Below are 26,300 nucleotides of genomic sequence, written 5' to 3' on the forward strand. Positions count from 1 at the left end.
TTAGATGGAATAGGCCGCCTCAGGCGTAATGCGCTTCAGAAACTGCTTCGTCCTCTCCTCCTTCGGAGACGTGAACAGTTCGTTCGGCTTGCCTTGCTCGACAATGACGCCTTCGTCCATGAAGACGACGTGGCTCGCTACGTCCTGAGCAAAGCCCATTTCATGCGTCACGATTATCATCGTGATGCCTTCCTTCGCGATTTTGCGAATTACAGCCAGTACCTCGCCGACTAGCTCCGGATCGAGCGCCGATGTTGGCTCGTCGAACAAAATAACTTCGGGATTAAGCGCCAGCGCTCTCGCAATCCCGACACGCTGCTGCTGTCCGCCGGACAGCTCGCTCGGATAAGAATCCAGCTTATTGCCAAGTCCGACCTTCTCCAGCAGTTCAACGCTGCGCTTACGGGCTTGCTCCTTCGGCACTTTTTTGACCACGACCAGCCCTTCCATTACGTTCTCGAGAGCCGTCTTATGCTTGAATAGGTTGTATTGTTGAAACACCATCGCCGTCTTCTGGCGCAGCGTATGAATATCCTTCTTATCCGGCCGCTTGCATTGCACCGAGAAGTCATCGATGACGATATGACCGTCATTCGGCTTCTCCAAATAATTGATGCAGCGCAGCAGCGTCGTCTTGCCCGAACCGCTCGGCCCAAGAATGGCGACAACCTCGCCTTTCTCGACTGTTAGGTCGATGCCCTTCAGCACTTCATTTCGTCCAAAGCTCTTGCGAATTTGCGTTAGCTTAATCATGAGACACCGCCTCGGTTATAAAGATTAAATCGTTTCTCTGCCAATGCAGTCAGCCGCTCGATTAGGAACGTTAATCCCCAGAATATGAGCGCTGCCGCGATGTATGCCTCGAAAAACTTCCAGTTCGTTGTTGCGACTATTTGCGCTTTGGCGTTAATCTCGACGACCGACACGGTGAAAGCAAGCGTCGAGCCGTGAAGCATGCCGATAACCATATTCGATAGGTTCGGCATGCTTGCCGCGAATGCTTGCGGAAGAATAATCCTCCGCATCGCCTGCGGCGTCGTCATGCCAATCGAATACGCAGCCTCGATCTGGCCTCGGTTAACCGCCAGCAAGCCTGAACGAACGACTTCGGACATGTAGGCACCGGCTGTAATCGAGAATGAAATGTACGCGAAGCCAATCATTGGTATGGACACTGAGCGGAATGCTAGACCCAGCGACTCCGCTATCCCATCGATAAGCATGGGAAGCCCGAAATAAATAATTAAGAGATGAGTGAGCATCGGCGTACCGCGAATTACGGTTACGTATGCAGAGGCCAGCGGATAAAGGACGGGAACTTTATAGAGCCGAACAACAGCTACAGCCGTTCCGATGATCAGTCCGCATAAGACCGAGACTGCCGTAATCGCAAGCGCTGTCGGCACCGCCGAGAGCAAGGCAACGAATGCGGTCCAGATGAATCCGAAATCAAGCTTCATTCTCTTGCCCCCCTCTGCCGAAGCTCGGTGTAATAGCGAATCGACGTTGCTTCCATTTCACGAAACGGGATGGTTTCTCATCCGTAACGATCTGGCGTTCATGGCGAAGCAGCCTGCGTTCCACAAGATGGAACAGCTTCTCAAGCCCAAAGCTAATAATGAAATAGATAACAGCGAGCGAAATATACGTCTCCACAAAATGTCTCGACATGACGGCTAACGTCTGCGACTTGCCAGTCAGCTCCATAATGCCTAGCGAGAAGGCAAGCGATGTATCCTTCAGATTGGCGATTACGAGATTGGAAAAGACAGGCAACGCGATGGCAGCCGCTTGCGGCAGCACGATTTTTGTGAACGCTTGAAAGCCGGTCATGCCAACCGCATAGGCCGCCTCCACTTGCCCGCGATCGACTGCGCCAACCGCCGCTCTTATCATCTCCGACATGTATGCGCCGCTATGAAGCGCATAAGTCAGAATAACGAAGTACAGAGCAGGAACCCTCGAGACATCTACATGAACCATCTTCAATATTTCCGGCAAGCCGTAATAGAATAGGAACAACTGGATCAGAATCGGTGTTCCGCGGAAGAACGATAGATAGACTTGAGATACTCGTCTTAATACCGGTATTTTGTAAAGCTGGGGAAGGGCTACGATAAGCCCGATCCCCAGACCGATCAAGATGGAGCACACGACGATGAGCAGAGTCATCTGTAACGTAGGCAGCAGCTTTATGAAGTATTCAATCAAGTAATGAAAGTCAAACGGCTCTCCCATGGTGTGCCCCTCCTTCAGTCTCTTTTACTAGACTATTCTTCCGATGTGAAGTCATCGCCCAGCCACTCCGAGCTCAGCTTACCAAGCGTCCCGTCAGCCTTCAATTCCTTAATCGCTTCGTCGACGCGATCGGAAAGCTTTTGCTGGTCAGGGTCGTTTTTGCGGAACATGAACAAAATATCTGCTTCGCTAAGCGCCGGGCCAACCGTCTTCAATTCTTGCTTCGAATCGACGAGTGACAGGGTGAAGTCAGCTGCCAGGAAAGCTTCCACCCTTCCGGATGTCACTTGTTGCACGGTATCATTTGCTCCACCGTTCTGGTAGACGATTTCAAGCGCGTTGTTGTTTTCTTTATTGTAGTTTTCAAGAATCGTTGCTTGCGCGCTAGTTGCCGTCGTTAACACTTTTTTACCTTTCAGATCGTCGAGCGATTGAACGGAATTATTGTCCTTAGCGACAACGATTTTGTTTCTCCAGTGCGCGTACGGTTCTTTGTTGAATAGGTACTTCTCTTCGCGCTCCGGATTTTTCTCCATTTCATGCGCTACGAGATCGATCTTATTCGTCTCAAGGCTTAACAGCAAATTCGTAAATTCCAGCGTTTGAATATCGAATTCGTATTCGTCCAGACGTTTGTCGATTTCGCGAATCAGCTCCACGTCGAAGCCGGTCAGCTTGCCGTTTTCATCGATAAAGCATACTTGAGGGAATTGTGTTCCCGTTCCTACAACGATCTTTGTCACTTTGCCGGCGCCGTCTGCGCTGGCTGGTTCAGCGTTGTTATCCTTACTTCCGCCGCAGCCTGCTAAAGTTAATACGAGCACGGAAGACGCTAAAAGCAATAATGATTTTTTCATTTTCTTTTCCCCCTAATAATGGTTAATTTGTTATCCTTATAATTCCTAGTGGATAAGTAAGGATTAGTGTTGCATTCACTTTATCACCTGGCTCGCCGACTCGTCAATGCTATTGCTAATAGAGATATTCTATATGTCGATTCAACAATTCAATCTTTAGTTTCCGATATGCAGAACGCCCGCAATCCTAGTAGGATCAACGGGCGCACTCTTATTAAGATATAGCGGAGAGACTAGGCTTGACCTCGAACAAACTTCTGCCTATATCTAATATTTCAGTAATGATTTCGGCAAACTCGCCGTGCTGTGCAATCAGATTCGTCTGCAGAGATATGCCGTCGGCCTCGGGAACGCTTATTGAATGGAGCTTCCCTTCGCGCACTTCCTGCTGCGCGCATAGACCGGGCAGAAAGCCGATTCCCGTCTTGCGGATGACCAGCTTCTTGGCCATCTCCGAATTATCGGTATGAATCCGGATATTCGGCGACTTCTCCAAATGCTCGAAAATCCGATGAATGCGGAGCCAATCCATCGAGCCGCACTCGAAGAAAACAAGCGGCTGCTCGGCGACTTCTTCAATGGTCGGATTATGATTATGAAGGAACGGATGACCTTCGTATGCATAGAGACGAATGGGATCCTCATAGAACTTCGTCGACTGCAGATTCGGATGCGAGATGTTGCGAACGAATCCGATGTCGACCTCTCTGCTTAACACCTTGCTTACGATTTCGTCGGTCGTGCCTGTCGTAAATTTGTAATGCGTCTCGGGAAACCGTTCCTTAAGCCGCGGAAGCAGCTCTGGAATGATATAGTTGGATACCGATACGGTGCATCCGATCCGCAGCTCGCTAAGCTCCGACTTCTTCTGATTCAGATGAAGCTTCCCCTTTTGATAAATCATAAGGAGCTGCTGAGCGTAAGGCAGAAATCGTTTCCCGTCCTCAGTCACCTGAGCCTGCTTGCCCTGACGATCGAATAATCGGCAATCAAGCTCCTGCTCCAACGATTTGATCCGGGCCGTTACCGACGGTTGGGACAAATAAAGCGCCTCGGCCGCTTTGTTGAAGCTCCCGCAGTGAATGACATATACGAACGCTTCAATATTCTCAATATTCATGCCGAACCTCTCCTTGCCATTACCGTTTCACACGACGTTAATCCCAACTATTTAACTGTGTTTTATTAGGTTTAACGTAACAGACATCTTCTCATCTGTCAATTCCTCCACTCGTTTAATTGCCCTACGGTTTACGAACAGGCAATTTCCGACTGCTATCGCCGGTTAATGTGCAATTCTGCGGCACTGCCTCGCCATGAATCAGCTTCGAATCGATAAACTCGACAACCTCCTGCAGCGAAGCGATCTGGCTCTCAATCTTCCGCTTATGGTTCACGATCCTATCGTGAAGCTCTGGAAAATCCATAAGATCGGAACGTGTCGTCAAGCTTAGGAACGGCTTCATCTCATCTAGCGACATGCCCGTTTTTTTCAGGCAAGCAATAAGCTTGAGCGTCTGAATATCATCATCTCGATAGATGCGATGGCTGTTAGGCTTGCGGTCAGCTCGCGGCAAAAGGCTGATTTTCTCATAATAGCGCAGCGTATCCACTGCAATGCCGGTCAATTCCGATGTTTCCTTAATTGAATAGATGTCCATATCGTTCATGGTTCATTCCCTCCTCATTGCTGTTGTCATCATTGTATAACCTGGAGCTGACTCCAAGTCAAATTATTTCAGAATGCGCTTGACTTGGAGCCGACTCCAGCTTGTAGACTGAGGTCACAAATACGAGCAGATGCCAAATGCATCATGCAAGGAGGAACCATTTTATTATGACAACTTATACCGAAGAGCGCGTCGCTCTTATTACCGGCGCGAGCAATGGAATCGGACGCGAGCTTGCTCGCAAGCTGTTATCCGAAGGCTGGCAAGTTATTGCGCTTAACCGTTCCGACTTTAATAGGGAAGATACCCTGTTCATACAGAGCGAACGACAAGGACGGCTCCGCGTATTTAAAGCCGACCTTGCTGACTTCGTTAGCTTAAGAACAGCACTGAACGCGATAAAAGAACAAGTCGACAAGATTGACCTGCTCTTCAACAATGCTGGCGGCAGCTTGCCTAAGCTTCTCTTATCCAAGCAAGGTCGAGAACTCCATTTCGATCTCCAAACCGCAGCGCCATACATCATATGGATGGAACTGAAGCCGCTGTTACTGCGCGGTACAATGAAGACTGTAATCAATACGTCATCCCATGCCTTCAAAACGTATACCAACTTCGATTCCGGCCAGCTTGAGCATCCGGCTTCCTTCAAGAAGCTGCTTGGCCCTTATGCAGCAACGAAGCTTGCGCTCTCCCTTTGGACGAAGGAGCTTGCGCCCTCCGTCAGCAAGGAAGGTATCACGATGTTAAGCGTCGACCCGGGCGGCAACAATACGATTCGATCAGGTAAGCATTCCGGTATTCCGTTTTACTTGAGGCCGATTATTAAACTGTTTTTCCCGCCGCCGACCGCCGGAGCATCGCTGCTCTATTCGGCAGCCATTCATGCGCGCAGCATGCAGCCAGGCGATTTTCTAGTGAGGGGCAAAGCCGCCAAGCTCAAGTTCACAGATCAAGGCAGCAAGGTACTTCAGCTCGTCAGCTCCATCTACGAAGCGGAGTTTGCCGCAGGCCAAATAAACGAGAAAAAATAAAGGAAGAGGGGGGCGAATCGCCCCCCTCTTCTCACGCCAACGCACTATTGCCCCTCTGCGCGCCCTTCCAAATCTTTCACGAACGCGCTGGTCGGCACTTGCTTCTCGTCCTTTAGCGTTCCGAAGATTGCATCCACGAACGGCGTCGATACGCCGTACCAATAGTTCTCGTTCTTGAAGTGATGCAGCAGATGCGTCTTCTTCACCCACTTGCCCAGCCTCGTTCTAGGCTGCATCGGACGGTGGGCGACGTAATGCTTCCATTCGTACATAAGCAGCATCGTAATTAGTCCCGCAGCGAACGCGGCTGATGCGTCTGGCAAACCTGTTATAAGATAGAATACGCCAACGAACACGACGAAGTTCGGCAAGCTGTACCAGAGCGGCAGGAACAGCAGCTTCAAGTCGCTCGGATGTGTGTGATGATCGTAATGTAAGCGCTTGAGCAGTTTCAGAAACGTTAAGTTACGGGGCGCCTTCAGATGGAAAAAGAACCGATGCGTCATATATTCGCTGAACATAAACCCAACGAGACCCGCCCCGAAGCAGATCAGACTTCGAATGCCCGCTCCGAACAACGCCAGATGCGCCCCAACAAGCGCAAGCAGCAGCACAAACATAACCGTAATATCCGTATGAAGAAAAAAATCTTTGTACAACCGCACCCTCGTCATCGTCCCGCTCACCCGCTATCCGCAAATTAGACTGCACTATGATTGCAACATAGCCGCCCAAGAGTGTCAATGATGAAAATCGCGAAAGCTTATTTGATTCTAAATGTTACCGCCCCGAAGCGACTCACGAGCAGCAGGGCAATAACCAAGTATAACAGCAGCAGCGTCAGTGCGATAATGGCAAGTGTTGCGATCGGAGGACTAATGACGAATGCGACCGCACATACGGCAGAAAGCATCATGTTCACAATTAGGAACAGTGGATTCCTTGCATTCATCTCCGTCGTATACGGCTGCAGCAAATAGTAAAGCGTCATATGATGGACCGATATTAGCAGCGCCATAGCAAGCAGCAATATCCATAAAGCGATCAGCTCGCTTGTATCCGGCAAGCTGCCGGTGAACGTTGCCGCAATCGTCAGCACTGCGCCAACCGCGACCGACAGCAGCAGGTTCATGCCGGACAGCCTGGCGAGACGCAGCACATAATGCTTCTGTGCCGCTTGCCGGTAGAACCCGTAACGCATAAGCGGCATGTCGCAGTTGTAGAATAAAGCGCGGCATAGCTTCTCTCCTACGAATACGCTAAACGCGAAGTACGGAACGAACCTCGCCAGCTCGGTCAATGTTACTCCGTCACCGATTAACGCTAGCGCCAAAACGGCAATCGCGCTCACGCTAACGCTGATCGCAAGCCGATTCCATAGCGGCTTCCTAACGAGACGACGATGCCGGCGAAAAAATAGCCGGTTCAAGTAATCGTAGCCGTCCGAGTCTGCACGAGGAAGCGCCGCCCCATCGGTGCGAAGGCTCTCTTCTTCCGTCAGATCATCGGTTTTCATCGCTACCTCTGCCTTCCGCGAATCAGCCATGTATTGACCGAGATTAAGCAGTGGATCATCCCGCTTCGTCGCCGACTCTACCGCCTCCGGGTAGCGCTTATAGCGCGCGAGCAGCAGAGCAGCTGCTATGCCCGATGCGATAACGAGCAAAACAAGCGGCAGGAACAGCAAAATCCTTCCATAAGCAGGCGAGACGCCGAGCAGAGGCAGTCCATAGGCCAGCGCACCGCCAGCAAAAATGCTTGACCAGACAAGTAGAGTGCTTCGAATGATGATTTTGCCCGTATGTTCGAATACGACTAAATGCGTCAACTCGGCAAGCAGCCTCCAGCCCGTAATAACAGCTGCAACGAGCACGCCTTCAATCACCGTTCCTCCTAGCACCGCCATGAAGAACGACAGCATGATTGCAAAGGATAAGAAGAACAGCGTATACCGCATCGTTAACGTGACCTTCATGTATGCCGTTGCCGAGATACGAAGCAGCTTCACGGCAACATACTTGTCCCGCTTCGGCTCGAGCACTCGCGCATTCCATATGCTTGCCGTCAGGAAGCTAAGCGGCAATAATATGGCTAGAAACAACTCTAGCGAATGAAGCTCCGGATTGCGCTCGTTTATCGCCATCGCCGGCATGAACGCCATAAGTCCAAGGTATATCCCTTTGTTAAGGACCGCCCATAGCAGCTGTGCAATAAGAACGAGCCAAGCGATAGCCCGCTTCCACTCCAGGCTGCCGTATAGCGACTCCGGTATGGCGCGGCCGACAAGCGGCAACCGGCGCAAGTAATAAACCGTACGATTGAGGAAGGAAGAGACCGATACGTCTAGCAGCAGCCGATACGCCTTAAGCATGGGTCGGATCGTCCTTCAGCAGCTCAATGACTTCACGTTCGAATTCCGGACTGTGCATCAGCTCGGAAGGCACCGATGTCAGCTGACCATTGTTCAGCACAACCAATTCGTCGCAGAGATCGGTTGCCAGCTGCAGAATATGGGTGGAGAAAATAAGAATATGTTCACTTTTCATTTCACGCAGCATATTTTTCATTTCTAGCGCTACAATCACGTCGAACGACGTCAGCGGCTCATCTAGAAGAATGACTGGCGGCTTCGCAATGAGGAACAGCAGCATTTGCAGCTTGTTCTTCATGCCGTGCGAGTACCCCTTGATCAGACGATGGCGATCCTCTCGGCTCATGCGCATCCGATCGAACCATTCGTCGATCTTAGCATCCTGAAGCTTCATGCTTGGATTCGCAGCTAGGAAGAACTGGACGAATTCATAGCCCGTAAGAAACTCTGGCAGGATCGGCATCGAATACACATAACCGACATCCGTCTCCGTCAGCTCCCGCTTCACGCCATCCTGCTCCAGCCAAGTTTTGCCGCCATCCGTCGCAATTTCCCGGCTCAAGCAATTGAAAAGCGTCGTCTTGCCCGCACCGTTGCGTCCTAGCAGACCGTATATCTTACCTTGCTCGAATGAATATTCCACGCTTTGCAATACTTGCTTCGCATCGAATGTCTTGACGATTTGATCCAAAATAAGCCGCACCGCTTATCCTCCCCTGTGCTTCTTCCATATGATTACTTATTAGGCATACGGGGTATGTACGCACAGCTTGCGTGCAAGTTTCGCTAAAGGCCATAAAAAGCTTAAGTTACCGTTTCCGATCACCGGAACGGTTTTTGTCATGCGTACATATGGTATACGGTAGGTCATACGCCTACAATCCGAACATGCTTGCGCGCATACGAAAGGCAGGGAATCAAGTGGCTGTATCTTATATGGACTTCACTTCTCCAACCGTACAATTTACTTATGATCTGCGTAATAATAATACGTTTACGAAAGACAATCGCAACTACATCAATACGTTGTCGATTAATCAACTCAATACTCTAGGAAATGTATCGCTTCTGGACATCTTCCTTAGTACAGGCAATGTCGTCGAGCCGCATACGCACCAAAATGCATCCGAGCTCGTCTATTGCATCACCGGTTCAGCCGTCGTATCGCTCATTAATCCGTTCACGAACAAGCTGCTTAATTATCCGATTCAACCGGGTCAAGTGGCCAACATCCCTCAGGGCTGGTGGCATTATGAGATCGCGACCGTTGACAATACTCATCTGCTCGCCATCTTCGATGCTCCGATACCGGAATTCATCGGTGCTTCCGATATGCTGCGCCTTACTCCAGCCAGCGTACTCGCCCACACGTATTGCTTAAATGAAGACCTTGTCGAAGAGGCTCTTGCGCCAATTACGAACACCGTCGTCATCGGCCCTCCTGCCAATTGCGCCAATAATCAAGTGCAAGGCGCCGCTGCCGGCAACGTCGCTCATACGAATCAATCGATGCAAAGCCAATTCGTACCGAGTCAAGGCAAAAAGGTTTATTTGCACCGCGACGAGCAGCCGCCATATCCGCAGTATCATCCCGTCATCGGCAACGGCTGGAATTATCGTTAATTCGTTTTTAAGGTCAAAAAAGACGGCTATTCTCAAGCTTACGGATGCTTGATGAATAACCGTCTTTGTCATGCGTTCTTACTTCAACGACTCGGCAACTTCAAGCGTGCGCTTGTTCCATTTTTCCGTTTCCGGAATCAATCGGTTGATGTCGGCGCCGTCGAAGATGATTTCGTTCAAAATATTGTTCCAGTTGTATTCGCCCCAAGCCGGAATCGTTACGCMCGGTTGAATTTTCGCGTTTTCTTTCGCGATCTTCACGGCTTCTTTGTTTTTACCTTGCCACATTGGCGTCTCGTCATAATAAGCTGTCAATTCTGGATCGATAACCGAAGCGTTCGCGCCTTGGTCGATCTTCCATTTCTGTGCTTCCTTCGAGAATTGGAAGGCGATCCATAGGAACGCTTCTTCCTTATGCTTCGAGCCTTTAAGCAAGGACATTGGGCCATAGATGCTGTATCCAGGCTGGCTGACTTTGCCTTTCGGGAACGGCAATACATCCCACTCGAAGTTCGCGTTGTTTTTCAGGTTAGGCAGCACCCAGTCTCCGCCGATAGCGAAGCCTGTTTTACCGTTGATGAATTCTCTCGTTACGTCGCCTGTTTCTGCCGCTTTCGCATTGGATTGCATCGAGCCGTCTTTCCATACGAAGTCCGACAGCCATCTTACGTCGTTCATAACTTCAGGCGTAGCGAGCAAGCTTTGCGTCAAGTCTTCATTCAGGTAATGAATGTTGGCTGCATGGCCGTCAGCGATCGCTTTCGTGCTAAGCACGCGCATTTGGAATTCAGGCTGCGTCGTGAGACCGTATTCGCCAGCCACTGGATCCGTGATTTTTTTGGCGATTTCGCGGAAGTCGTCATAAGTCCAATCGTTAGCAGGCATCTCAACGCCATGCTTAGCGAGCAAATCTTTGTTAACCAAGATCCACATTGGTACGTCGACGAAAGGAACAGCAAGACGCATGCCTTTGTACGTCATCGTGTCGTAGAATCCATCAGGAAGTTGAACCGATTGGAACGTAGGATCTTTTTCGATATAAGGCGTCAAATCTTCAAGCAGTCCTGCTTGGTCGAACGTGATTAGATCGGAATCGATCCAAGTCAAGTCGGCAGGCGTACCAGCCGCTTCGAGCGATGCAATGATCTCCATAATCGGTTGGCTGTTAACGGGAATTTGTTCGATCGTAATCCATGGATACTCTTTAGTGAACATTTCATACAATTCGGTGTAGGAGTCAGACCATGAGATCAGCTTGAGCGTAACCGGGTCTTTCTTCACCTCTGGCGCAGCAGTCGCTTCATCCGCAGGTGCTTGTGTCTCGGCAGGCGCATTCGTACCTTCGCCCGCATTGCTGCCTTTCGAATTGTTGCCGGAGCAAGCCGTTAATACCATTGAGAACATAAGTACCAGACTTAATGCAAGGGTCAACGCGCGTTTTCTTTTCACTTCGCAAACCTCCTCGTTTTTGTGCGGGAGCCATGTTCGCCCCCAAATGCCTACCCCTTAGATCCTAACCGTTGTTGCTTCTTGCATCGCTGAAAACGATCCTGGAGCATCACCCCTCTCGGTGAGTCAGATTGGCAGCAAGTTAATGGACTATTCCACGATCCCCGTTCTTTCAATACCGCTTACGAACCAGCGCTGCAGGAACATGAAGATAACGATCGGCGGCAAAATGATCATAAATGCGGCGGCCATTTTCGTTCCTTCCGTAATCGGATTGGTGATCGTGAACGTGTTGCCGAGCAGCGCCGGATTCAGCACTTCCTCAAGCATATTGAGTCTGATAGAGAGCGGCGTGAAACCCTTAGCCAAAAACATGGACGGCTCGTAGTACATGTTCCAATACCAGATAAAGGAGAACAGGAACACAACCAAGCATGCTGATCTCGCCAGCGKCAGCATAATGCCGAAGAACAATCTCGTCGTCGATGCGCCGTCGAGCTTAGCCGCCTCCTCTAGACTTGCCGGCTGCGACTTAAAGAACTGCAGGAAGATGAGAATGAAGAGCGCTCCCTTCAGCCCTTGCCCGAATATGGCGGGGATTAGGAACACGAAGAGCGTGTTCAGAAGCCCCAGCTTGCTGAAAATAACGTATAACGGAATAATGATGACCTGCGGCGGAATCAAAAACGTCAATATGATCAGCGCCATGAAGAGCCACTTGAACGGTAGCGCCAGCCTTGCGAGCGCATAACCGGTCATCGCGCAAATAATGACCTGTACAAGCGAGCAGCTAAGCGCAATTATTGAAGTATTCCGCAGCGCTTCCGGATACTGCAAGCCCTTGTACGCTTTCGTAATGTTCTCCCACGTCATATCGCGCGGAATCCATTTCACGGTCGGGTCAAGCAGGTCGCTGACCGTCTTGAACATCGTGCTTACCATATACAGAATCGGCTGCAAGTACAGGTAAGCGACGATCGAGAGCAGCATGTAGATGATGAGCTTGGCTAGCAAGCCGTCCGATACGCTTCTGCCGAGAACCAGCATCTTCGTTTTCTGCGCCCTGCGGCTCCAGAAGATGCCGCGTACTCGCCCGTTCAGCTTCTCCAGCTCGGTTTTCATCGCAGTAATCATGAATGCATCCTCCTTGTCTTCATGCTCCGGTTGAACATCCACAGCACGATGGCGATCAGCAGGAAGATGAAGGCGAAATAGATCCAGGCGAGCGCGCTGGCGTAGCCGTAGCCCGTATCGACCTTGAACATGTTCTCCCTGATATGCTCAAGAACMGGATTAAGCGGGAACGTGAACAGGTCAATGATCGTGTAAAGCACATTAAGGCTGATGAAAGGCACGCATGCCGGCAGCGTAATTTTCCAGAAACTGTCCCACGGTGATGCTCCGTCGATGCGGACCGCTTCATAGATCGTAGGAGAGATGGTTTGGAACCCGGCGATGAAGATCAGAATTTGCACGCCTGAATACCATAGAATGAGAATCGCCCGTCCAAGCACTTCCATGACGGTCTCGCCGAACTGCTTGCCGACGTACTCCTCCACAAGCGGCTGCAGGTTGTACTGCTCCAGGAACGGGATGTCGCCGGCGCCCTGCACGAACAGCTCGTTCAGCACCTGCCCGGTTGCGAAGATAACCGGAAGGAAGAACAACGCGCGGTACAGGAAGCGTCCGGGAAACCGCTGATTCAGCATAAGCGAGATCAGAAGAGCGAAGATGACGATAATCGGCACCATCAGCAGCATTTCCTGGAAGTAGGTGATCAGCTCAATCGGGAAAATATTATCCTTCAGAAACGCATCGCGATAGTTTTGCATGCCGAGCCATTCGTATCGGAAGCMGCCTACCGCAACTTGCACCTTATTAAAGCTCATGAACAGCGACCAACTGATCGGGATCAGTACGAATATGGCAAAGCCGATAATCCACGGAAGCATGAACAGGAAGCCAGTGCCGTAACGTTTCCAGTGATAGAGGCGCTCTGCGCGTATTTTTGCTTTCGGTTGCACTATGCGCCAGCTCCTTTCTCAACTTCGAACGTCTTGCTGCTATAATCGACGATTACGCGCGTACCATCCTCGTACACGGTAGCGAACCGGTCTTTGGACAACTGCTCATGATCGACGATTCGTTGCGAGTGCAGACTGGCCAACGAGTCGAATGCCTTATATTCTTTCTCAATGCGATCGGTCCACTTCGAATATTGACTGCTGAACAAGAAACCTGAGTTTGTGTATTTCAGCTTCCTCGACTCATCGTAAGTCAGGTAGAAGGAAGGCACTGCTCCGTACTCAATCGCTTTGAGGAACTCATCCTCCACTTCACCGCGCAGGTTGCCGTCTCCGAATGAATAAGCGACGTAGCCATGCAGAGCGATCTGATAGAACGGTACCGTCTGATCGACCAAGAAGTCATAGCTTGATTCATGCGGCAAATTCGCAATAAAGTCCGTGTGGCCGATGACGTAATCATTGCCGCGATAGACGCTGGACTTTCCAAGCATCTGCCGGGTGTAATCCAGCATGCCGCTATACACGTCCATCGTGTCTTTGCGGGTCATTATGCCGTCGGGATCGTAATCGTGGAACACCATTTCGCCGACCCAGTTGTACAGAATGCCGGAAATGCCGATATCCTTCAGCTTATCGATTGTCTCGTAAGCCATCGCAACCGTGCGCGCCGGTTTGCTTATGAACCAGCCCTCATCGAGAAATACCGTTTCGTCGATGCTGCGAATGCCGTTCTTCTTGCCAGACAAATTGGAATTATCCGAATCGATCCATACCATGTCATCCTCGAATAGAACGTCGTTGCCTTGCTGCTTCATGCTGGAAACGAACTTCTTCGCCTCCGCCTCGCCGCCGAGCGACTTCTCGATCGGGAAACGATCGTACAAATCGTAATCGCCTTGATTTTGCCAACCGTAATAAATGACGTTCATGCTTTCGACTCCACGCTTCCGCAAAGCATTAACAATTTCGGTCGCTTGAGGGAAGGTCGTTGCAGTCACATACTTGATTTGGTTATACGCTTCCGTATAATTGCCGCCCATGATTTTCAAATAAAGCGGCGTATGATCGACAGGCTTCAGCTGCTCCTTTAACTGCTCCGTTTCCGTCAGGTAATCGCGATAGGAGGTCGCCATCCCGACATAATCGGCGTCGTCTCCGTTCAGGAAACGGTACTCCAGCACGCKGTCGGTATCGAGCCGCTGCTTCTGGATCGCCTTGATCGGGGCAGCCAGTCTGCTCATCCGGTACAAGTATTCCTCGCGATAGATTTGGCTAGCGAACACGTTGTACGTCGTGGACTTCAGCCCCGGCGGCAGCGCGGCGATATCGGCAGAGTCACCGCCTTCTCTAAGCACCGCGACGAAAGCGTTGTCGCCTCGCTTCATGCCGAATACCGGATAGGCGATATTTTCCCGCCATTCGCCGGAACGGCTCCAGTTGCCCGTATTCGTCAGCTCGAGACCGTACACCTGATGAATATAACCTCTCGATACGCCCGGCCGTTCGCTTTCGAAGCGGATCAAGCCGCCCGGACCGTCCGGTACGAAGATGTAACCGTCCTCTCCGGCCGCTGCCGCTCCGAAGTAAGGCAGCAAGTCGAGGGAGAACATTTTGAAATCGCCTTCCTCCTTGATCCCTTTCGTCGGGATGCGAACCTGCAGCCCTTTGTCGGTAAGCTCGTATTGAAACGACACTCCGAGCTTCTTGTCAGGGAAGGRATAAGAGACTTGCAAACCTTTATCCGTTCGAATTAACTCCTTCACCATCTTTGGATCATTTGCGTTCAGCATTTCTCTGATCGTCTGATCCTTGCCTTGCGTTCTCACGTAAGTTAGAACGAAAGGCGACTTCAGATTCGCGAGCAGCACGCCCTTAACCGTCTCGGCTGCAAGCTCCTCCTCGCTCGGATTGCTTCGCCAGCGATAACCGGTTCGGTTGTCGACCAGCGCAATCTGCGTGTTGGCCGGATCGACGTAAAGAGTGAACTTCTCGTTGCTTAGCGCCTCGGCGTAACCATCGGCTCCCGTCTCCGGCTTCCACGGCGTTCCCGTATAGAGCTCAGCCGTCTCCGACTGGTGAGTCTCGATACCCGCGAGTTCCATTGCTTTGGCAGGCGTCAGATCCTCTCCTTGCAGAACGACCGAGAGCACGATGATAACTAGCGCAAGCAAAGCGATGGTTGTCAGCTTTACGCGGAGGGACGTTCCCTTGATGAACTCAACCATAGAAAGTGACCTCCTTGTAAAGCTGATAGAAGAAATCGTATAAGTTGTAAGATAGACCGAAGACGAGGAAGGCGAAGAGCCAGATCGTACCGATCGTGAACACCGTAATCGCAATGTTCTTCAGCGATTCCAAGAAGTCGAAGTTGTGAATTACCTGCGTCATCACGATAAGCATGACGCCGATCCAGATGAACATCAGCGAATTAATCGAATCGACGAGCACTCTCTCGTCGAGCGTCACGAGATTCGACAACAGCAGAAGCGGCACCGAGAAGAACAAGTAAGGTGCGAGCGCGTACGTGCTGCCCTGAATAACCTCCCTGAACTTTCCTTCCCCGTCCTTCACGCTGCACACGAGATAATTGGCGATTATCCAAGTGATCCACGGTACAACGAACAACCCGAGACTGCTGACTAGATTAATCTGCGAAGTCTCGATCGGATTGAATAGAAATCCGGTGAAATAAAGCGATAGCAGCTTCATTCCAATCGTCGCGGCCAATATAAGAATGAGTATCCAGGAGGATACGCGAGCCTCCTTCAGCTTGTAGAACCCGTGGTACGGATGAAGCATTACATACCATAACAATCGCAAATCGCTGATTGGACGATCCCATGATGCCGGCAACGGGTGACGCTTCAACTGTCTGCGTACCAAGCGCGGCACGTACCGAATGAGCAAAAATGCGATGATGATGCATGCAGCGAGCATTAAGAAGTTATTTTGCAGCCAGTTCAGCCTTACTTGCCAGAACGCTTTGGAATAACCCTTCGTGTCGAAAGCCGTCTTCAGGAAAGAGAGCGCCTCTTCGTTGTTGTTCTCGTGCAGATACACTTTACCGAGTCCTTGGAACGTGCCGTTGTACATGTCATTGCGAGCGTATACTTTATCCCAGTACGGCTTGCTTTCCTCGTACTTTCCGGCAAGATACAGCGTAAGCGCATTCATAACGTCGCCGCCAAACTCGGTAAGCTCGAACTTATGGATCGTTCCTGTCCGGCTGTCTGCTATCCATATATCTTTCTTGGAATCAACGCCGATAGATGTTGGAAAGCCTAACACGCCGTATTGCTGCGTCTCGTTGTCGATATAGCCGAACGCGAACAACGCCTCGCCGTTCTGATCGTATATATTGACCCGTCCGGATTCCATATCGACGTTATACAGGAAGCCGTCCGTATCGCTTGCCACGTCCACGATACCGTGACCGTTCACCAGCGTCTTGTTCTTGAGCGCGTCGACGCCGCCGGCATTCAGCTTGCGTATGGCCCCTTGGCCGAATCCGCCCGATGTAGCCGTGAATATGAAGCCGTCCTGGTCGAGGGCGACATTCGTAATCGGCCGCGGGAGATTAGCTGTTTCTTTGAGCAGCTGCTCCTTGTTCAGAATCAGCTTCTTCAGCCAGTTCAGCACCGTCTGCTGCGCTTTATTAGCACCGAAGAAACCCATGAACTCCCCGTCCTGATTCATGCGAAGCAATCCGTCGTAGGATGAATTCAGGTTGATGTACATGACGCCCCGGCGGTCGACAACGATCTTCGTCGGTACGAAATGACCGGTCTCCATGTAAGTGGACTCGGGTTTCTTATAATCACGGAGAAAGTTGCCTTCGTTGTCGAACACGACAATCCGTTGATTGCCAGAGTCTGCGACATAGATTATCCCTTCAGGCGTAACGAACAGGCCTTCAGGCGCGCTAAGCATGCTCTCTCCCTCATCTGCGCCGATCGTTCGCAGAACCGTTCCTTCAGGATCAAGGACGACAACCCGATTCGCCCCTTTGTCCATGACGTATACGTTGTCGTCCGCACCGACATGCAAGTCGACTGGCTCGGCGAACCTCGCGCTGTCCATATCTGCCGGCGTATAGATCGGCTGAATACGGAGGAATGTCGCTTGATTGCTGTCGTAGTAGAACGTTCGGTACGGCAACTCCGCGTGGATCGCTTCCGGAACGGCGAGCATGGAGGTCGCCGCTAGAAGCAACAACAATAACAATTTCTTCATCGTTTCGACTTCCTTTGCTGATTTGAATTACTTAATGCCGGAATGAACCATCGTCTCGAGCACCCTCCGCTGGAAGAGCAGGAAGATGATGAGGTTGGGCACGAACATGAGCAAGCCTGCTGCGGCTGCCATATTCTGCCCGGCGACACTGTTCTGAAGCCCGCTGAGCAGACTGTTCACATAGAAAGGCAGCGTTCGCATCGTCTCGTCCTGCATGAACAGCGTCGAAGTCTCGACGTCTCCCCATACGCCTTGGAACGTGAAGATCGAGATTGTGGCGATCGCGGGTACAGACAGCGGGAGCACCATTTTCGTGAAGATCCCGAAGTGGCTTGCTCCGTCGATCTTCGCCGCCTCGAGCAGCTCGCTAGGAATTTGCGAGATGAAGCCAACGAGCATGAAGACAGCAATCGGTGAGGCAAGCGCGGGCAATATATGCCCGAAATACGTGTTGTTGATGCCGATACCGCTAATGATGAGATACCTCGGAATGCCGACCGTCTCCGGCGCGAACATCAGAGACAGCGTAATGAGCGATAAGATGAGTCCCTTGAAATGGAACTGATATTTCGCAAGGACGTAACCAGCCATCGTGCTGACGATAATTACGCATGCAAGCGTTAATCCGGCTACGATAATGCTGTTGAACAAATATCTCGTGAACGGCACAGTCGCGTTCGATGCATGCAGAATGAGTGATTCGAAGTTGCGAATGGTTGGATTCTGCACGAGAAACCTCGGCGGAAACAAGAACAGCTCATTCTGCGGCTTGAACGCATGGTTCAGTATGAAAATAATCGGCAGCGACATGAACGCGGCCAGCGCGGTGAAGAAAGTGACGAGCGCTACTTGAAACGGCGTCACGCTGCGAAGTTTTCGAATCATGGTTTTACAGCTCCTCCTTGGATCCGAACAGCCGATAGGCAAATCTCATGGCGAAGTAGCTGATAAGCAGCAGCATGACCGAGACTGCCGAAGCATAGCCGAGCTCGAAACGGATAAAAGCGTAATCGTCGATATGGTTAATGATTAAATGTCCCGAATAGGAAGGCGTGATCGGCAAGCCCGTCAATTGCGTCGATATGCTGCCTGCCTTTAGCGTGCCGACAATCGACATCACGGCGCTGAACAGCATCTGCGGCTTCATCGAAGGCACCGTAATATAGAACACTTCTTGAAGGCGATTCGATATGCCGTCGATGCGGCCTGCCTCGTAAAGCTCGCGATTGACGGTCTGAAGACCTGCCAACATGGCGAGGAAGCCTACACTGAAGCTGACCCAAAGCGATACGATGATCATAATGTTAAGCAAATACTTCGGATCTTGAAGCCAAATGACCGGACTGTCGATCCAGCCCATGCCGAGCAGGAAGTTGTTCACGTAGCCGACGCGGTCGCCGCTGAACGCCGCGATCCATACGACGGACAGCGCAACACCGCCCGCCATCGAAGGCGCATAGAACGCCAGCGTGTAATAGTCCCTGATCTTGATCGGCAGTTGATGGATCAGCCAGGCGAATAGGAAGGAAAGCACATATCCGCCTGGGCCCACAATAAGCGCGAACAGGAACGTATTCGGTATCGCTTTGGTCAGAAAAATAATATCTTGCGTGAACAAGCTAATATAGTTGTCGATCCCGATAAAATGCAGCTTCTGAAATCCGTCGTACGACGTGAACCCAAGCGTCGCGGCCATGACGACCGGCACAACGATGAAGAGCAGGAAGCAGATCAGGAACGGCGCGAGGAACAAATAGCAGAACGCGTCGCGCTTGATATCGCGCAGGAAGCGAGTCAGCTTCGCCCCAATCGCCGGTCGAGCCTTTGGCCTTGCTATTCCGGGAGTAAGCTCTGTATTCATCTGTGCTATTCCTCCCATTCGTAAGGTTGATTGATTTGCGGGATGCCGAGATCATCTCCGGCTTTAATGCCGAAGTTACCTTGTCTCCGGTTCATCTCCCTTTGCAGCGAGAGCTGCGCCTGTTCAAGCGATTCCTGAGCAGGTATGCCCTCCATTACCGTGCGGTTCCAAGCGAATTCCATTTCCCTGCTGAGGAAGTAGTATCCGGGCACGTACGGCATATTTTTCGCCCAGCGCGCCTGCTCGCGAAGCGCCTTCAGATCATCGGATGGCCAGGAGAGCGACTTCATCGCATCGACGTTGGCCGTATTCCATCTGAATTCGATACCATAGAACGATTCGATGTCCTTCGCGTATTGCGACTGTACCTCTGCGGACGTCCACCATTGCATGAACTGCCACGCCTCGTCTTTCTTATCGCTCTTCTCCATCATCATCGCCGCCGAGATGCCTTGCGGCGACCATCTTGCCACTTCGCCGCTGGCTTGCTTCATGCCAGGCAACGGAGCGATCTTCCAGTGGCCGGTAATTTCCGGCGCAGCTACGAGAAGCTGCACGTAAGTGTTGAAGTCGGCAACGCCGATCGGAATGTCGCCGTCGCGGAAATGCTGGAAGAATGCAGGAACATCGATCGGAAGATTGTATTTCTTGTACAGCTCCGTCCAGCGCTTGAAGGCCGCTTGGCCCGCTTCGCTATCGAGATTTCCTTTTAGGCCATCCGGCGAATATACTTCCGCGTTGTTCTGGAAGAAGAGCGTTGAGAAATCGCCTTTCGGGAAGTTCATGGTCATCCCGTTCTCTTGAAGCGTCGGCAGCATATCGAATACGTCATCCCATGTATCCGGCACTTGAAGTCCAAGCCCTTCCAAAACATCGGTGCGGTAGAACAGCACCTGGAAGTTCTGCACCTCCGGCAGTCCATAGACGCCGCCGTCGTAGTACATCGATCGGTTTACGCCAGGAATGAATCGATCTTGTACTTCCTCGAAGCCCGGATAAGAGGACAAGTCCTCGACCGCTCCTCGCATTGCATAATCGGCAGGCATCGATTCGCCTAGACCGAGCGCAACGTCCGGCACATCGCCAGCGGCGTTGCCCAGTATAAGCTGGTTCGGATTCGGCATTAGGTTAATGTTGACCTGAATGCCCGTTCTTGGCGTAAAGTCTTGGTCGACCATCTCGCGTAGAAGCTCCACGTAATCGCGTCCGCGTTGCACCCATACAGTAAGCGCCCCGTCGCGGTTATGCTTGCGCGTATCGTAATCCAGGTAGAACGTTCGGCCGAAGTCGGCTACGGAATAAGGGATACGCGACATCGCGCTCGCCGTTTTCAGCCCTGTTTCCGCTTCCGGCGTCCGCACCACGATATAATCCACCAACAATTGCTGATGCGTCAGCGTAGCTAGCCAAGCTCCGATATTGTTCTGAATCGTCGAGAAATCATTTATTTTGTTCGGAACCTCGTTCACGTCCTCCAGCATCACCTCGAGCAAATGCACCGAGCTCTTGATCGCTTCGGACAGATCGGAATCCTTTTTGTTCAAACCGTTAATATAGTTGCGGATATCGGCGAAGCGGTTAACGAAGCCGTTAATCTTCTGCTCGACCTCCGGATCTAGCTTCTTCATATCCCAAGTTCGCGTCGAGTCGATATTCGCATCGAACGCCGACTTGCTGTAATTGCCCGTCAACAGCCTAATTTGGCGATCGTATAAGGCCAATTGGTTCAGCGTATCCGTCAACGCCAGATAGACTGGTTGGACCAGCGAAGAGTCTGCCGTCATGCGCAGCGTGTGCGTACCCTTCTCCAGGTGGAACTTATAAGGCTCCCCCGCTTGATCGGAAAGCGTCACGATCTCGAATTCCTTGCGTGTCGGAATGCCGTAGTGCAGCATTTCCTTGAACGGCACTTCGCCGTCGATCGTTATCGTGCGATAGGCCTCGAACCCGTTCCGGTAGTTTTGGAACGCTTTTACATCAAGCTCATACAAGCCGCTCTCCGGCACTTCGATCTGCCATTCGACCCACTCGCCAGGCTGCCTCCATCGCTGTCCGCCGAGCACGTTGTAGGTGATGCGCCCTTTCGGATCTGGCGATATATGAGGCTCAGACCAAAAGTCTGTCTGAATAGCCAAGCTGGATTTACGCTGGAATTGTTCAGCCTCGACGAGCTCGAACCATTCGGACTGCGGCTTCGATTCGGTTAAAGAGCTTTTGTATTCCTCATAGGTTGGGATTGTCGACTTCGACTCGAACGAAATCCCGCGCAGCGTGACTCCCTCCCTAATTCCAATGAGCTTTAACTTATGCTCGCCTTGCTCCAGCTTATAGAGCAAAGGCTCGGAAGAAGCGGAATATACGGATGCGGCTGCCTTGTTCCAATCTGTCAGCTCTACCTGTCCCGGCCGGATTTGTTGACCGATTTCGTTGCGATCATATGGATACTTCGCATCCTTCCATAACCGTTCAAGCTCAATCCTGCTGGATTCCGCGAAAGGATAGCTTCCGTCGATTTGAACCCCTCGCACGACGGAGGCATTTCCTCCTTCAAGCGCTTTGTAATCGAAGTGCAGCTCGTACCAGCCATCCTGCGGCGCCTCGAAGCTCCATTCGACCCAGCCAAGCTCGTTCTCCCAAACGAGTCCATTGCCTCCATCCGACCCCAGAACGGACTCCTCAGAGGCAGATTCATAATCAGCGGGCGTTATTGGAATCGCTTGCAACTGTTCTGCGGACTCGAAAGCTTCCGGGTATTCCAACATCAGTTTCGCGTAGGGCATTTCACCCGGCTTGCTCTCGAACGAAAGCATCTGCTCGGCGGTAACGGTAGTCGCGTACAAGGTCGGTTCGCTGCCGGATACCCAGCGGACAGCGACGACAATCAATGCAACCGCTAACAAAATTCGAAATCCTCTGCCCAGCCATTTCTTCGATTTAAACCGAATCATCCTTCATCTCCCCCGGCTGCAAGTGACTCGCCGGACTGCTCGTCGAAGAAGTGGATCTTGTTCATGTTGAAGCTTACGAGCAGCTTCTCTTCCTTCTCGTAGTCAATCTCAGGCTCCGTCCGGCCGATTACCGTTTTCTCCCCGATCTTGACGTACACATAAGAATCGGCGCCTGTGACCTCAGTCATCTCAACAACGCCGCGCACATATTCGTCCTCAGGAAACTCGTCTTTATCAGGTCCAAGCTGCACATGCTCCGGGCGAACACCGAGAACGCAATTACGAAGCGTGCCGGGTTTCGCATTGAATTGCCCATAATATTTCTCTGGAATTCGGAACTTAATCCGCTTGTTCAAGAAGTAATAAACGCCATTCTGGCGAACGATGCTTCCTTCCAGGAAATTCATCTGCGGCGAGCCAATGAATCCGGCAACGAACAGATTGGCTGGTTCATCATAGAGTTGCCTTGGCGGCGCTACTTGCTGGATAACGCCGTCCTTCATGACTACGATCCGCGTACCCATCGTCATCGCTTCGACCTGGTCATGCGTCACATATACCGTCGTTCGTTTCAAATCGCTCTGCAGCTTGATTAGTTCCGCGCGCGTCTGCGCCCTTAGCTTGGCGTCAAGATTGGACAGCGGTTCATCCATCAGGAATACCTGCGGCTCCCTCGCGATCGCACGCCCCAGCGCAACACGCTGTTTCTGACCGCCAGACAACTGACTAGGCTTGCGATCGAGCAAATGCGATATTTCCAAAATTTTGGCTACGCGGTTCACTTTAAGCTCAATGTCATGCTTGGCTGTCTTGCGAAGCTTAAGGCCAAGCGCGATATTCTCGTACACCGATAAGTTCGGGTAGAGCGCATAATTCTGAAATACCATCGCAATGTCTCGATCCTTCGGCGATAAGTAATTAACGAATTTGTCGTCGATATACAGCTCGCCCTCCGTGATCTCCTCTAAGCCAGCCAGCATTCGAAGCGTAGTCGATTTGCCGCAGCCGGATGGACCGACCAGTACGAGGAACTCCCCCTCCTCAATGGAAAGGTGGAAATCGTTGACCGCCGGACGCTGTTCCCCTTTGTAGTGCTTATAGACATGGCTAAACGTAATGCTTCCCACCCATGCTCACCTCTCAGAACAAATATGTTTCCCTAAACTACCTCTAATGTTATCCGATCATTACACGAGTAAATATGAGAGGATATATGCTTTTTTTGTCAAAAATTATCTTGTAAGCGTTTCATAAGCTTTATACAAGCTATATTTAAAGTCATACTTTGTTAAATGGTTAACAAAAAGACCATCCTACCGGATGGTCTTTCACATATTTTTCTAATTGCGCTAAGCCTGCTCAACTATATGATCGGCCCATGAATGAAGCGGACGCCAATTCAATACTTCTTGCGCCATCTTGTTGTTGACGACGGCAGTTCGTCCGGGAAGGTCATTCTTCAACACGGATACCTCGGGATAGAACGACTTCAGAAGCTCTGACGTCTGCCGATCGCTAAGCGTATCATTGCTCGTAATATTGAGGCTGATCGCCCCTCGATCTTCGACTTGAAGGGAAGCGATACACGCGCTTACCGCATCGCGAATATCAATATAGCTCCACATGATTTGCTTGAATGCTTCAGGTTTTCGAATCGATAAGTGATTATAGTCTTCCGGCTTCGTAATCATAGAGAAGCGCAGCGAGACAACCTGCATGCCATTTCGTCTGTCGAACATGGCGGCAGTCACTTCATTCACGACTTTGGAAAGTCCATAACACTCCTGCGGCTGCTGCGGATGCTCTTCATCGATCGGAAAATAATCCGGCGAGAATGGCGTCGGTGCCCACGCGAAGCCGTATGATGATTCGCTAGAGCCCATAACCACCTTCCGTATGCCTAGAATAGAAGCAGCCTCTAGGATATGATAGCCGGCTACCGTGTTATTCGCGAAAATATAAGGATTCGGATGCAGAATTGGCGCGGGAATCGCCGCCAAGTGGATGATTGCGTCCGCACCATGAACAGCAGCTACGACTTGCCCGAAGTCGTTCAAATCAACCTTAATCTGCTTGCATCTAAGCTCCTTGGATAGCTGATGATCAAGCGAAACAACTTTGTAATCCTGCTGCTGCAGCTCCTTGATAAGAGCCGTACCGAGCTTGCCGCTGCCTCCCGTTACCGCAATCGTCTTCATCTGTTATGCACCTCCGTTGTATCGCATGGCATTATGGACGGACAAGCGTGCCGTCTGCCTTGCGATCAAGCTGATATGGATTGAAATAAGTTGTTTTGTTCCAATTGTCCCCAACGAGCAGCTGTGCCTTAAGCTCATCAAGCTCGATACCGAGCCCCGGCTTCTGGGATGGATATAAATAGCCGCCTTTTCGAACGATATGTCCTTCGAATGCATCCAGCTCTTCTTGCTTGAAATGATTCACTTCCTGAATGCCGAAATTCCAGATCGCMATGTCCAAATGGACGGCTGCCGCTTGGTTGACAGGATCGTTCTCCCCGCCTTCCTGCCATGCGGTTCGAACGCCGAACGCTTCGCATAATGCCGCGATCTTGCGGCATGCGCTAATCCCTCCAGCCTTGGAGACGCGTACACGGATGAAGTCAATGAGCCTCTCCTGCACAAGCTGCGTCCATTCCTGAGGATTGACGAATAACTCGCCGACTGCTTGCGGAGTGGCGCTTTGTTGACGCAACTGGCGGTACCATCCAATCTGTTCAGGTGCTAACGCATCCTCAAGGAAAAATAGACTATAGGGCTCTACCCGCTTCGCAAGTTGAATCGCGTTAATCGGCGACAAATGCTCGTGCACGTCATGTGTGAACTGTACGCCCATACCGAACTCAAGCCGCAACTGTTCGAACATGGACGGTATGGCATGCAAATAAGCTTGCTCGTCGAATACCGGTCCCTTGCCCCAAGCATGATCCGGCAAGATCGCCTTGTCGCGATCGATAAAGCCGCCACCGCCGTAACCGCCCATTTGCACACGGATGACCGTATACCCTTCCTCCTTGAAACGATGCACGTCCTCTTTCAGTTCGGTAATATCCCGCCCCCCGGCATGTCCATAGCAAGGAACGGCCGCACGGCTCGCTCCGCCGAGCAATTGGTAGACAGGCAGACCTGCCTCCTTGCCCTTAATGTCCCACAGCGCCATGTCGATCCCGCCTATGGCGGTATGCAGAAGCGCGCCGTTGCGCCAATACCCGCTCATGTACATGGTCTGCCACAAGTCTTCTATATTCGCGGCATCCTTGCCGATCAGCAGTGGCGCCATCAACTGCTCAATAACTTGCACAACAGCTTCCGGATTATATACATCCGAGGCTGACCCCAGCCCGTAAAGCCCATCCTGATCCGTCATTACCTTTACGATTGTCCAAGTCCCGTTTTTGCGTGTGCGAATGCATTGGATTCCCGTTATTTTCGCCATGCCGGCACCATCCTTTTTTGTATGTCCCCTATAGTGTAAGCCGAATGAGCCCGCACCCAAATAAGACATACTTAAACTTTCTATCCCAATATTGGCCTCTTTTCTCACCACCGTTTATATCACCTTAACTACTCGCATCATAGCGAATCTCCAATCTCTTATTGCACAGCCCTCTTCATCGCTCGAGCATCATTTTAAGTCTCTATCAATCCTATTCGACTGATTACAACTTTCCGCCTATCCATACAGGTACTGTTGCTTTTTTCTTCTTTTGCTCACTATCTCCATGACTCAGGAAAATAACATCTAGTATTAATTATTTGCGAATCTCTTTCTAAAACGTACAGCCTTTGAACGAGCATCTTATAAATAACTATCAATCAGATTCTGCTAATTGCTGCTCCCAGCCTACCTGTCAGGATACTGCTGCCTTTTTCTGCTTTAGCTCACTATCCCTCTAGCTCAGGTAACAGGGCTGATGAAACAATCAACAGCAGTTACGATTCAGATATGACTTTAAAAATAACCGGAGAGTG

The 26,300-nt window shown here is 51.1% G+C and carries 22 protein-coding genes; 2 read left to right on the forward strand and 20 right to left on the reverse strand.

Going from position 1 to position 26,300, the window contains the following annotated elements:
* From AC1DF0_RS16470 to AC1DF0_RS16495, 6 genes are all read right to left on the reverse strand, one after another.
* Window positions 1–753, reverse strand: a complete 753-nt coding sequence (locus AC1DF0_RS16470; RefSeq protein WP_337099277.1) for an amino acid ABC transporter ATP-binding protein — start codon at window positions 751–753, stop codon at window positions 1–3.
* On the reverse strand, window positions 750–1,460 hold the full coding sequence (locus tag AC1DF0_RS16475) for an amino acid ABC transporter permease (RefSeq protein WP_477574646.1): 711 nt from the start codon (window positions 1,458–1,460) through the stop codon (window positions 750–752). The genes AC1DF0_RS16470 and AC1DF0_RS16475 overlap by 4 nt, the downstream gene beginning before the upstream one ends.
* Window positions 1,450–2,238 (reverse strand): amino acid ABC transporter permease, encoded by a 789-nt coding sequence (locus AC1DF0_RS16480; RefSeq protein WP_477574647.1) that lies wholly within the window; start codon window positions 2,236–2,238, stop codon window positions 1,450–1,452. The genes AC1DF0_RS16475 and AC1DF0_RS16480 overlap by 11 nt, the downstream gene beginning before the upstream one ends.
* A 32-nt stretch (window positions 2,239–2,270) precedes the next feature.
* Window positions 2,271–3,095 (reverse strand): transporter substrate-binding domain-containing protein, encoded by an 825-nt coding sequence (locus tag AC1DF0_RS16485; protein ID WP_442049317.1) that lies wholly within the window; start codon window positions 3,093–3,095, stop codon window positions 2,271–2,273.
* Between the two features lie 214 nt (window positions 3,096–3,309).
* Window positions 3,310–4,215 (reverse strand): LysR family transcriptional regulator, encoded by a 906-nt coding sequence (locus tag AC1DF0_RS16490; RefSeq protein ID WP_477574648.1) that lies wholly within the window; start codon window positions 4,213–4,215, stop codon window positions 3,310–3,312.
* 124 nt (window positions 4,216–4,339) lie between these two features.
* Window positions 4,340–4,765, reverse strand: coding sequence for a MerR family transcriptional regulator (locus AC1DF0_RS16495; protein WP_477574649.1), 426 nt, complete (start codon window positions 4,763–4,765; stop codon window positions 4,340–4,342).
* 167 nt (window positions 4,766–4,932) lie between these two features.
* Here AC1DF0_RS16495 and AC1DF0_RS16500 point away from each other — a divergent pair, with 167 nt between their 5' ends.
* A complete protein-coding gene (locus tag AC1DF0_RS16500; protein ID WP_477574650.1) occupies window positions 4,933–5,799 on the forward strand; it encodes an SDR family NAD(P)-dependent oxidoreductase in 867 nt (288 codons plus the stop codon).
* Between the two features lie 44 nt (window positions 5,800–5,843).
* Here the strand turns inward: AC1DF0_RS16500 and AC1DF0_RS16505 are convergent, their stop codons facing one another.
* The 3 genes from AC1DF0_RS16505 to AC1DF0_RS16515 all read right to left on the reverse strand — a co-directional run bounded on the left by AC1DF0_RS16505 (window position 5,844) and on the right by AC1DF0_RS16515 (window position 8,873).
* Window positions 5,844–6,473 carry a sterol desaturase family protein gene (locus AC1DF0_RS16505; RefSeq protein ID WP_477574651.1) on the reverse strand — a complete coding sequence of 210 codons (630 nt, stop codon included), beginning with the start codon at window positions 6,471–6,473 and terminating at the stop codon, window positions 5,844–5,846.
* Between the two features lie 89 nt (window positions 6,474–6,562).
* Window positions 6,563–8,170 (reverse strand): hypothetical protein, encoded by a 1,608-nt coding sequence (locus AC1DF0_RS16510; RefSeq protein WP_477574652.1) that lies wholly within the window; start codon window positions 8,168–8,170, stop codon window positions 6,563–6,565.
* Window positions 8,163–8,873 (reverse strand): ABC transporter ATP-binding protein, encoded by a 711-nt coding sequence (locus AC1DF0_RS16515; RefSeq protein WP_477574653.1) that lies wholly within the window; start codon window positions 8,871–8,873, stop codon window positions 8,163–8,165. Before AC1DF0_RS16515 ends, AC1DF0_RS16510 begins: the two co-directional genes overlap by 8 nt.
* Window positions 8,874–9,091: 218 nt before the next feature.
* On the opposite strand from AC1DF0_RS16515, the gene AC1DF0_RS16520 reads away from it, so the two are divergent.
* Window positions 9,092–9,793: a cupin domain-containing protein gene (locus tag AC1DF0_RS16520; protein ID WP_477574654.1), complete on the forward strand. Its 702-nt coding sequence runs from the start codon at window positions 9,092–9,094 to the stop codon at window positions 9,791–9,793.
* Window positions 9,794–9,871: 78 nt separating this feature from the next.
* Here the strand turns inward: AC1DF0_RS16520 and AC1DF0_RS16525 are convergent, their stop codons facing one another.
* The 11 genes from AC1DF0_RS16525 to AC1DF0_RS16575 all read right to left on the reverse strand — a co-directional run bounded on the left by AC1DF0_RS16525 (window position 9,872) and on the right by AC1DF0_RS16575 (window position 25,764).
* Complete coding sequence (locus AC1DF0_RS16525; protein ID WP_477574655.1) at window positions 9,872–11,242, reverse strand: ABC transporter substrate-binding protein; 1,371 nt, start codon at window positions 11,240–11,242, stop codon at window positions 9,872–9,874.
* Window positions 11,243–11,392: 150 nt separating this feature from the next.
* Window positions 11,393–12,376 carry a carbohydrate ABC transporter permease gene (locus AC1DF0_RS16530; protein WP_477574656.1) on the reverse strand — a complete coding sequence of 328 codons (984 nt, stop codon included), beginning with the start codon at window positions 12,374–12,376 and terminating at the stop codon, window positions 11,393–11,395.
* Window positions 12,373–13,266, reverse strand: a complete 894-nt coding sequence (locus AC1DF0_RS16535; RefSeq protein WP_477574657.1) for a carbohydrate ABC transporter permease — start codon at window positions 13,264–13,266, stop codon at window positions 12,373–12,375. The genes AC1DF0_RS16530 and AC1DF0_RS16535 overlap by 4 nt, the downstream gene beginning before the upstream one ends.
* Window positions 13,266–15,494, reverse strand: a complete 2,229-nt coding sequence (locus tag AC1DF0_RS16540) for a DUF5696 domain-containing protein (RefSeq protein WP_477574658.1) — start codon at window positions 15,492–15,494, stop codon at window positions 13,266–13,268. Before AC1DF0_RS16540 ends, AC1DF0_RS16535 begins: the two co-directional genes overlap by 1 nt.
* On the reverse strand, window positions 15,487–17,502 hold the full coding sequence (locus AC1DF0_RS16545; protein ID WP_477574659.1) for a YIP1 family protein: 2,016 nt from the start codon (window positions 17,500–17,502) through the stop codon (window positions 15,487–15,489). The genes AC1DF0_RS16540 and AC1DF0_RS16545 overlap by 8 nt, the downstream gene beginning before the upstream one ends.
* A 27-nt stretch (window positions 17,503–17,529) precedes the next feature.
* Window positions 17,530–18,387 carry a carbohydrate ABC transporter permease gene (locus tag AC1DF0_RS16550; protein ID WP_442049326.1) on the reverse strand — a complete coding sequence of 286 codons (858 nt, stop codon included), beginning with the start codon at window positions 18,385–18,387 and terminating at the stop codon, window positions 17,530–17,532.
* A 4-nt stretch (window positions 18,388–18,391) separates the two neighbouring features.
* Window positions 18,392–19,363 carry a carbohydrate ABC transporter permease gene (locus AC1DF0_RS16555; protein WP_442049327.1) on the reverse strand — a complete coding sequence of 324 codons (972 nt, stop codon included), beginning with the start codon at window positions 19,361–19,363 and terminating at the stop codon, window positions 18,392–18,394.
* Between the two features lie 5 nt (window positions 19,364–19,368).
* Window positions 19,369–22,311: an extracellular solute-binding protein gene (locus AC1DF0_RS16560; protein ID WP_477574660.1), complete on the reverse strand. Its 2,943-nt coding sequence runs from the start codon at window positions 22,309–22,311 to the stop codon at window positions 19,369–19,371.
* Window positions 22,308–23,438: an ABC transporter ATP-binding protein gene (locus AC1DF0_RS16565; protein WP_477574661.1), complete on the reverse strand. Its 1,131-nt coding sequence runs from the start codon at window positions 23,436–23,438 to the stop codon at window positions 22,308–22,310. Before AC1DF0_RS16565 ends, AC1DF0_RS16560 begins: the two co-directional genes overlap by 4 nt.
* Before the next feature lie 222 nt (window positions 23,439–23,660).
* The gene (locus tag AC1DF0_RS16570; RefSeq protein WP_477574662.1) at window positions 23,661–24,509 is read right to left on the reverse strand and encodes an NAD-dependent epimerase/dehydratase family protein; all 849 of its coding nucleotides are present in this window, start codon (window positions 24,507–24,509) and stop codon (window positions 23,661–23,663) included.
* 31 nt (window positions 24,510–24,540) lie between these two features.
* Entirely contained in the window at window positions 24,541–25,764 is a 1,224-nt protein-coding gene (locus AC1DF0_RS16575; protein ID WP_477574663.1) for an enolase C-terminal domain-like protein, read from the reverse strand.
* Window positions 25,765–26,300 lie beyond the last annotated feature (536 nt).

It is taken from the genome of Paenibacillus sp. 05T425 (assembly GCF_056396205.1).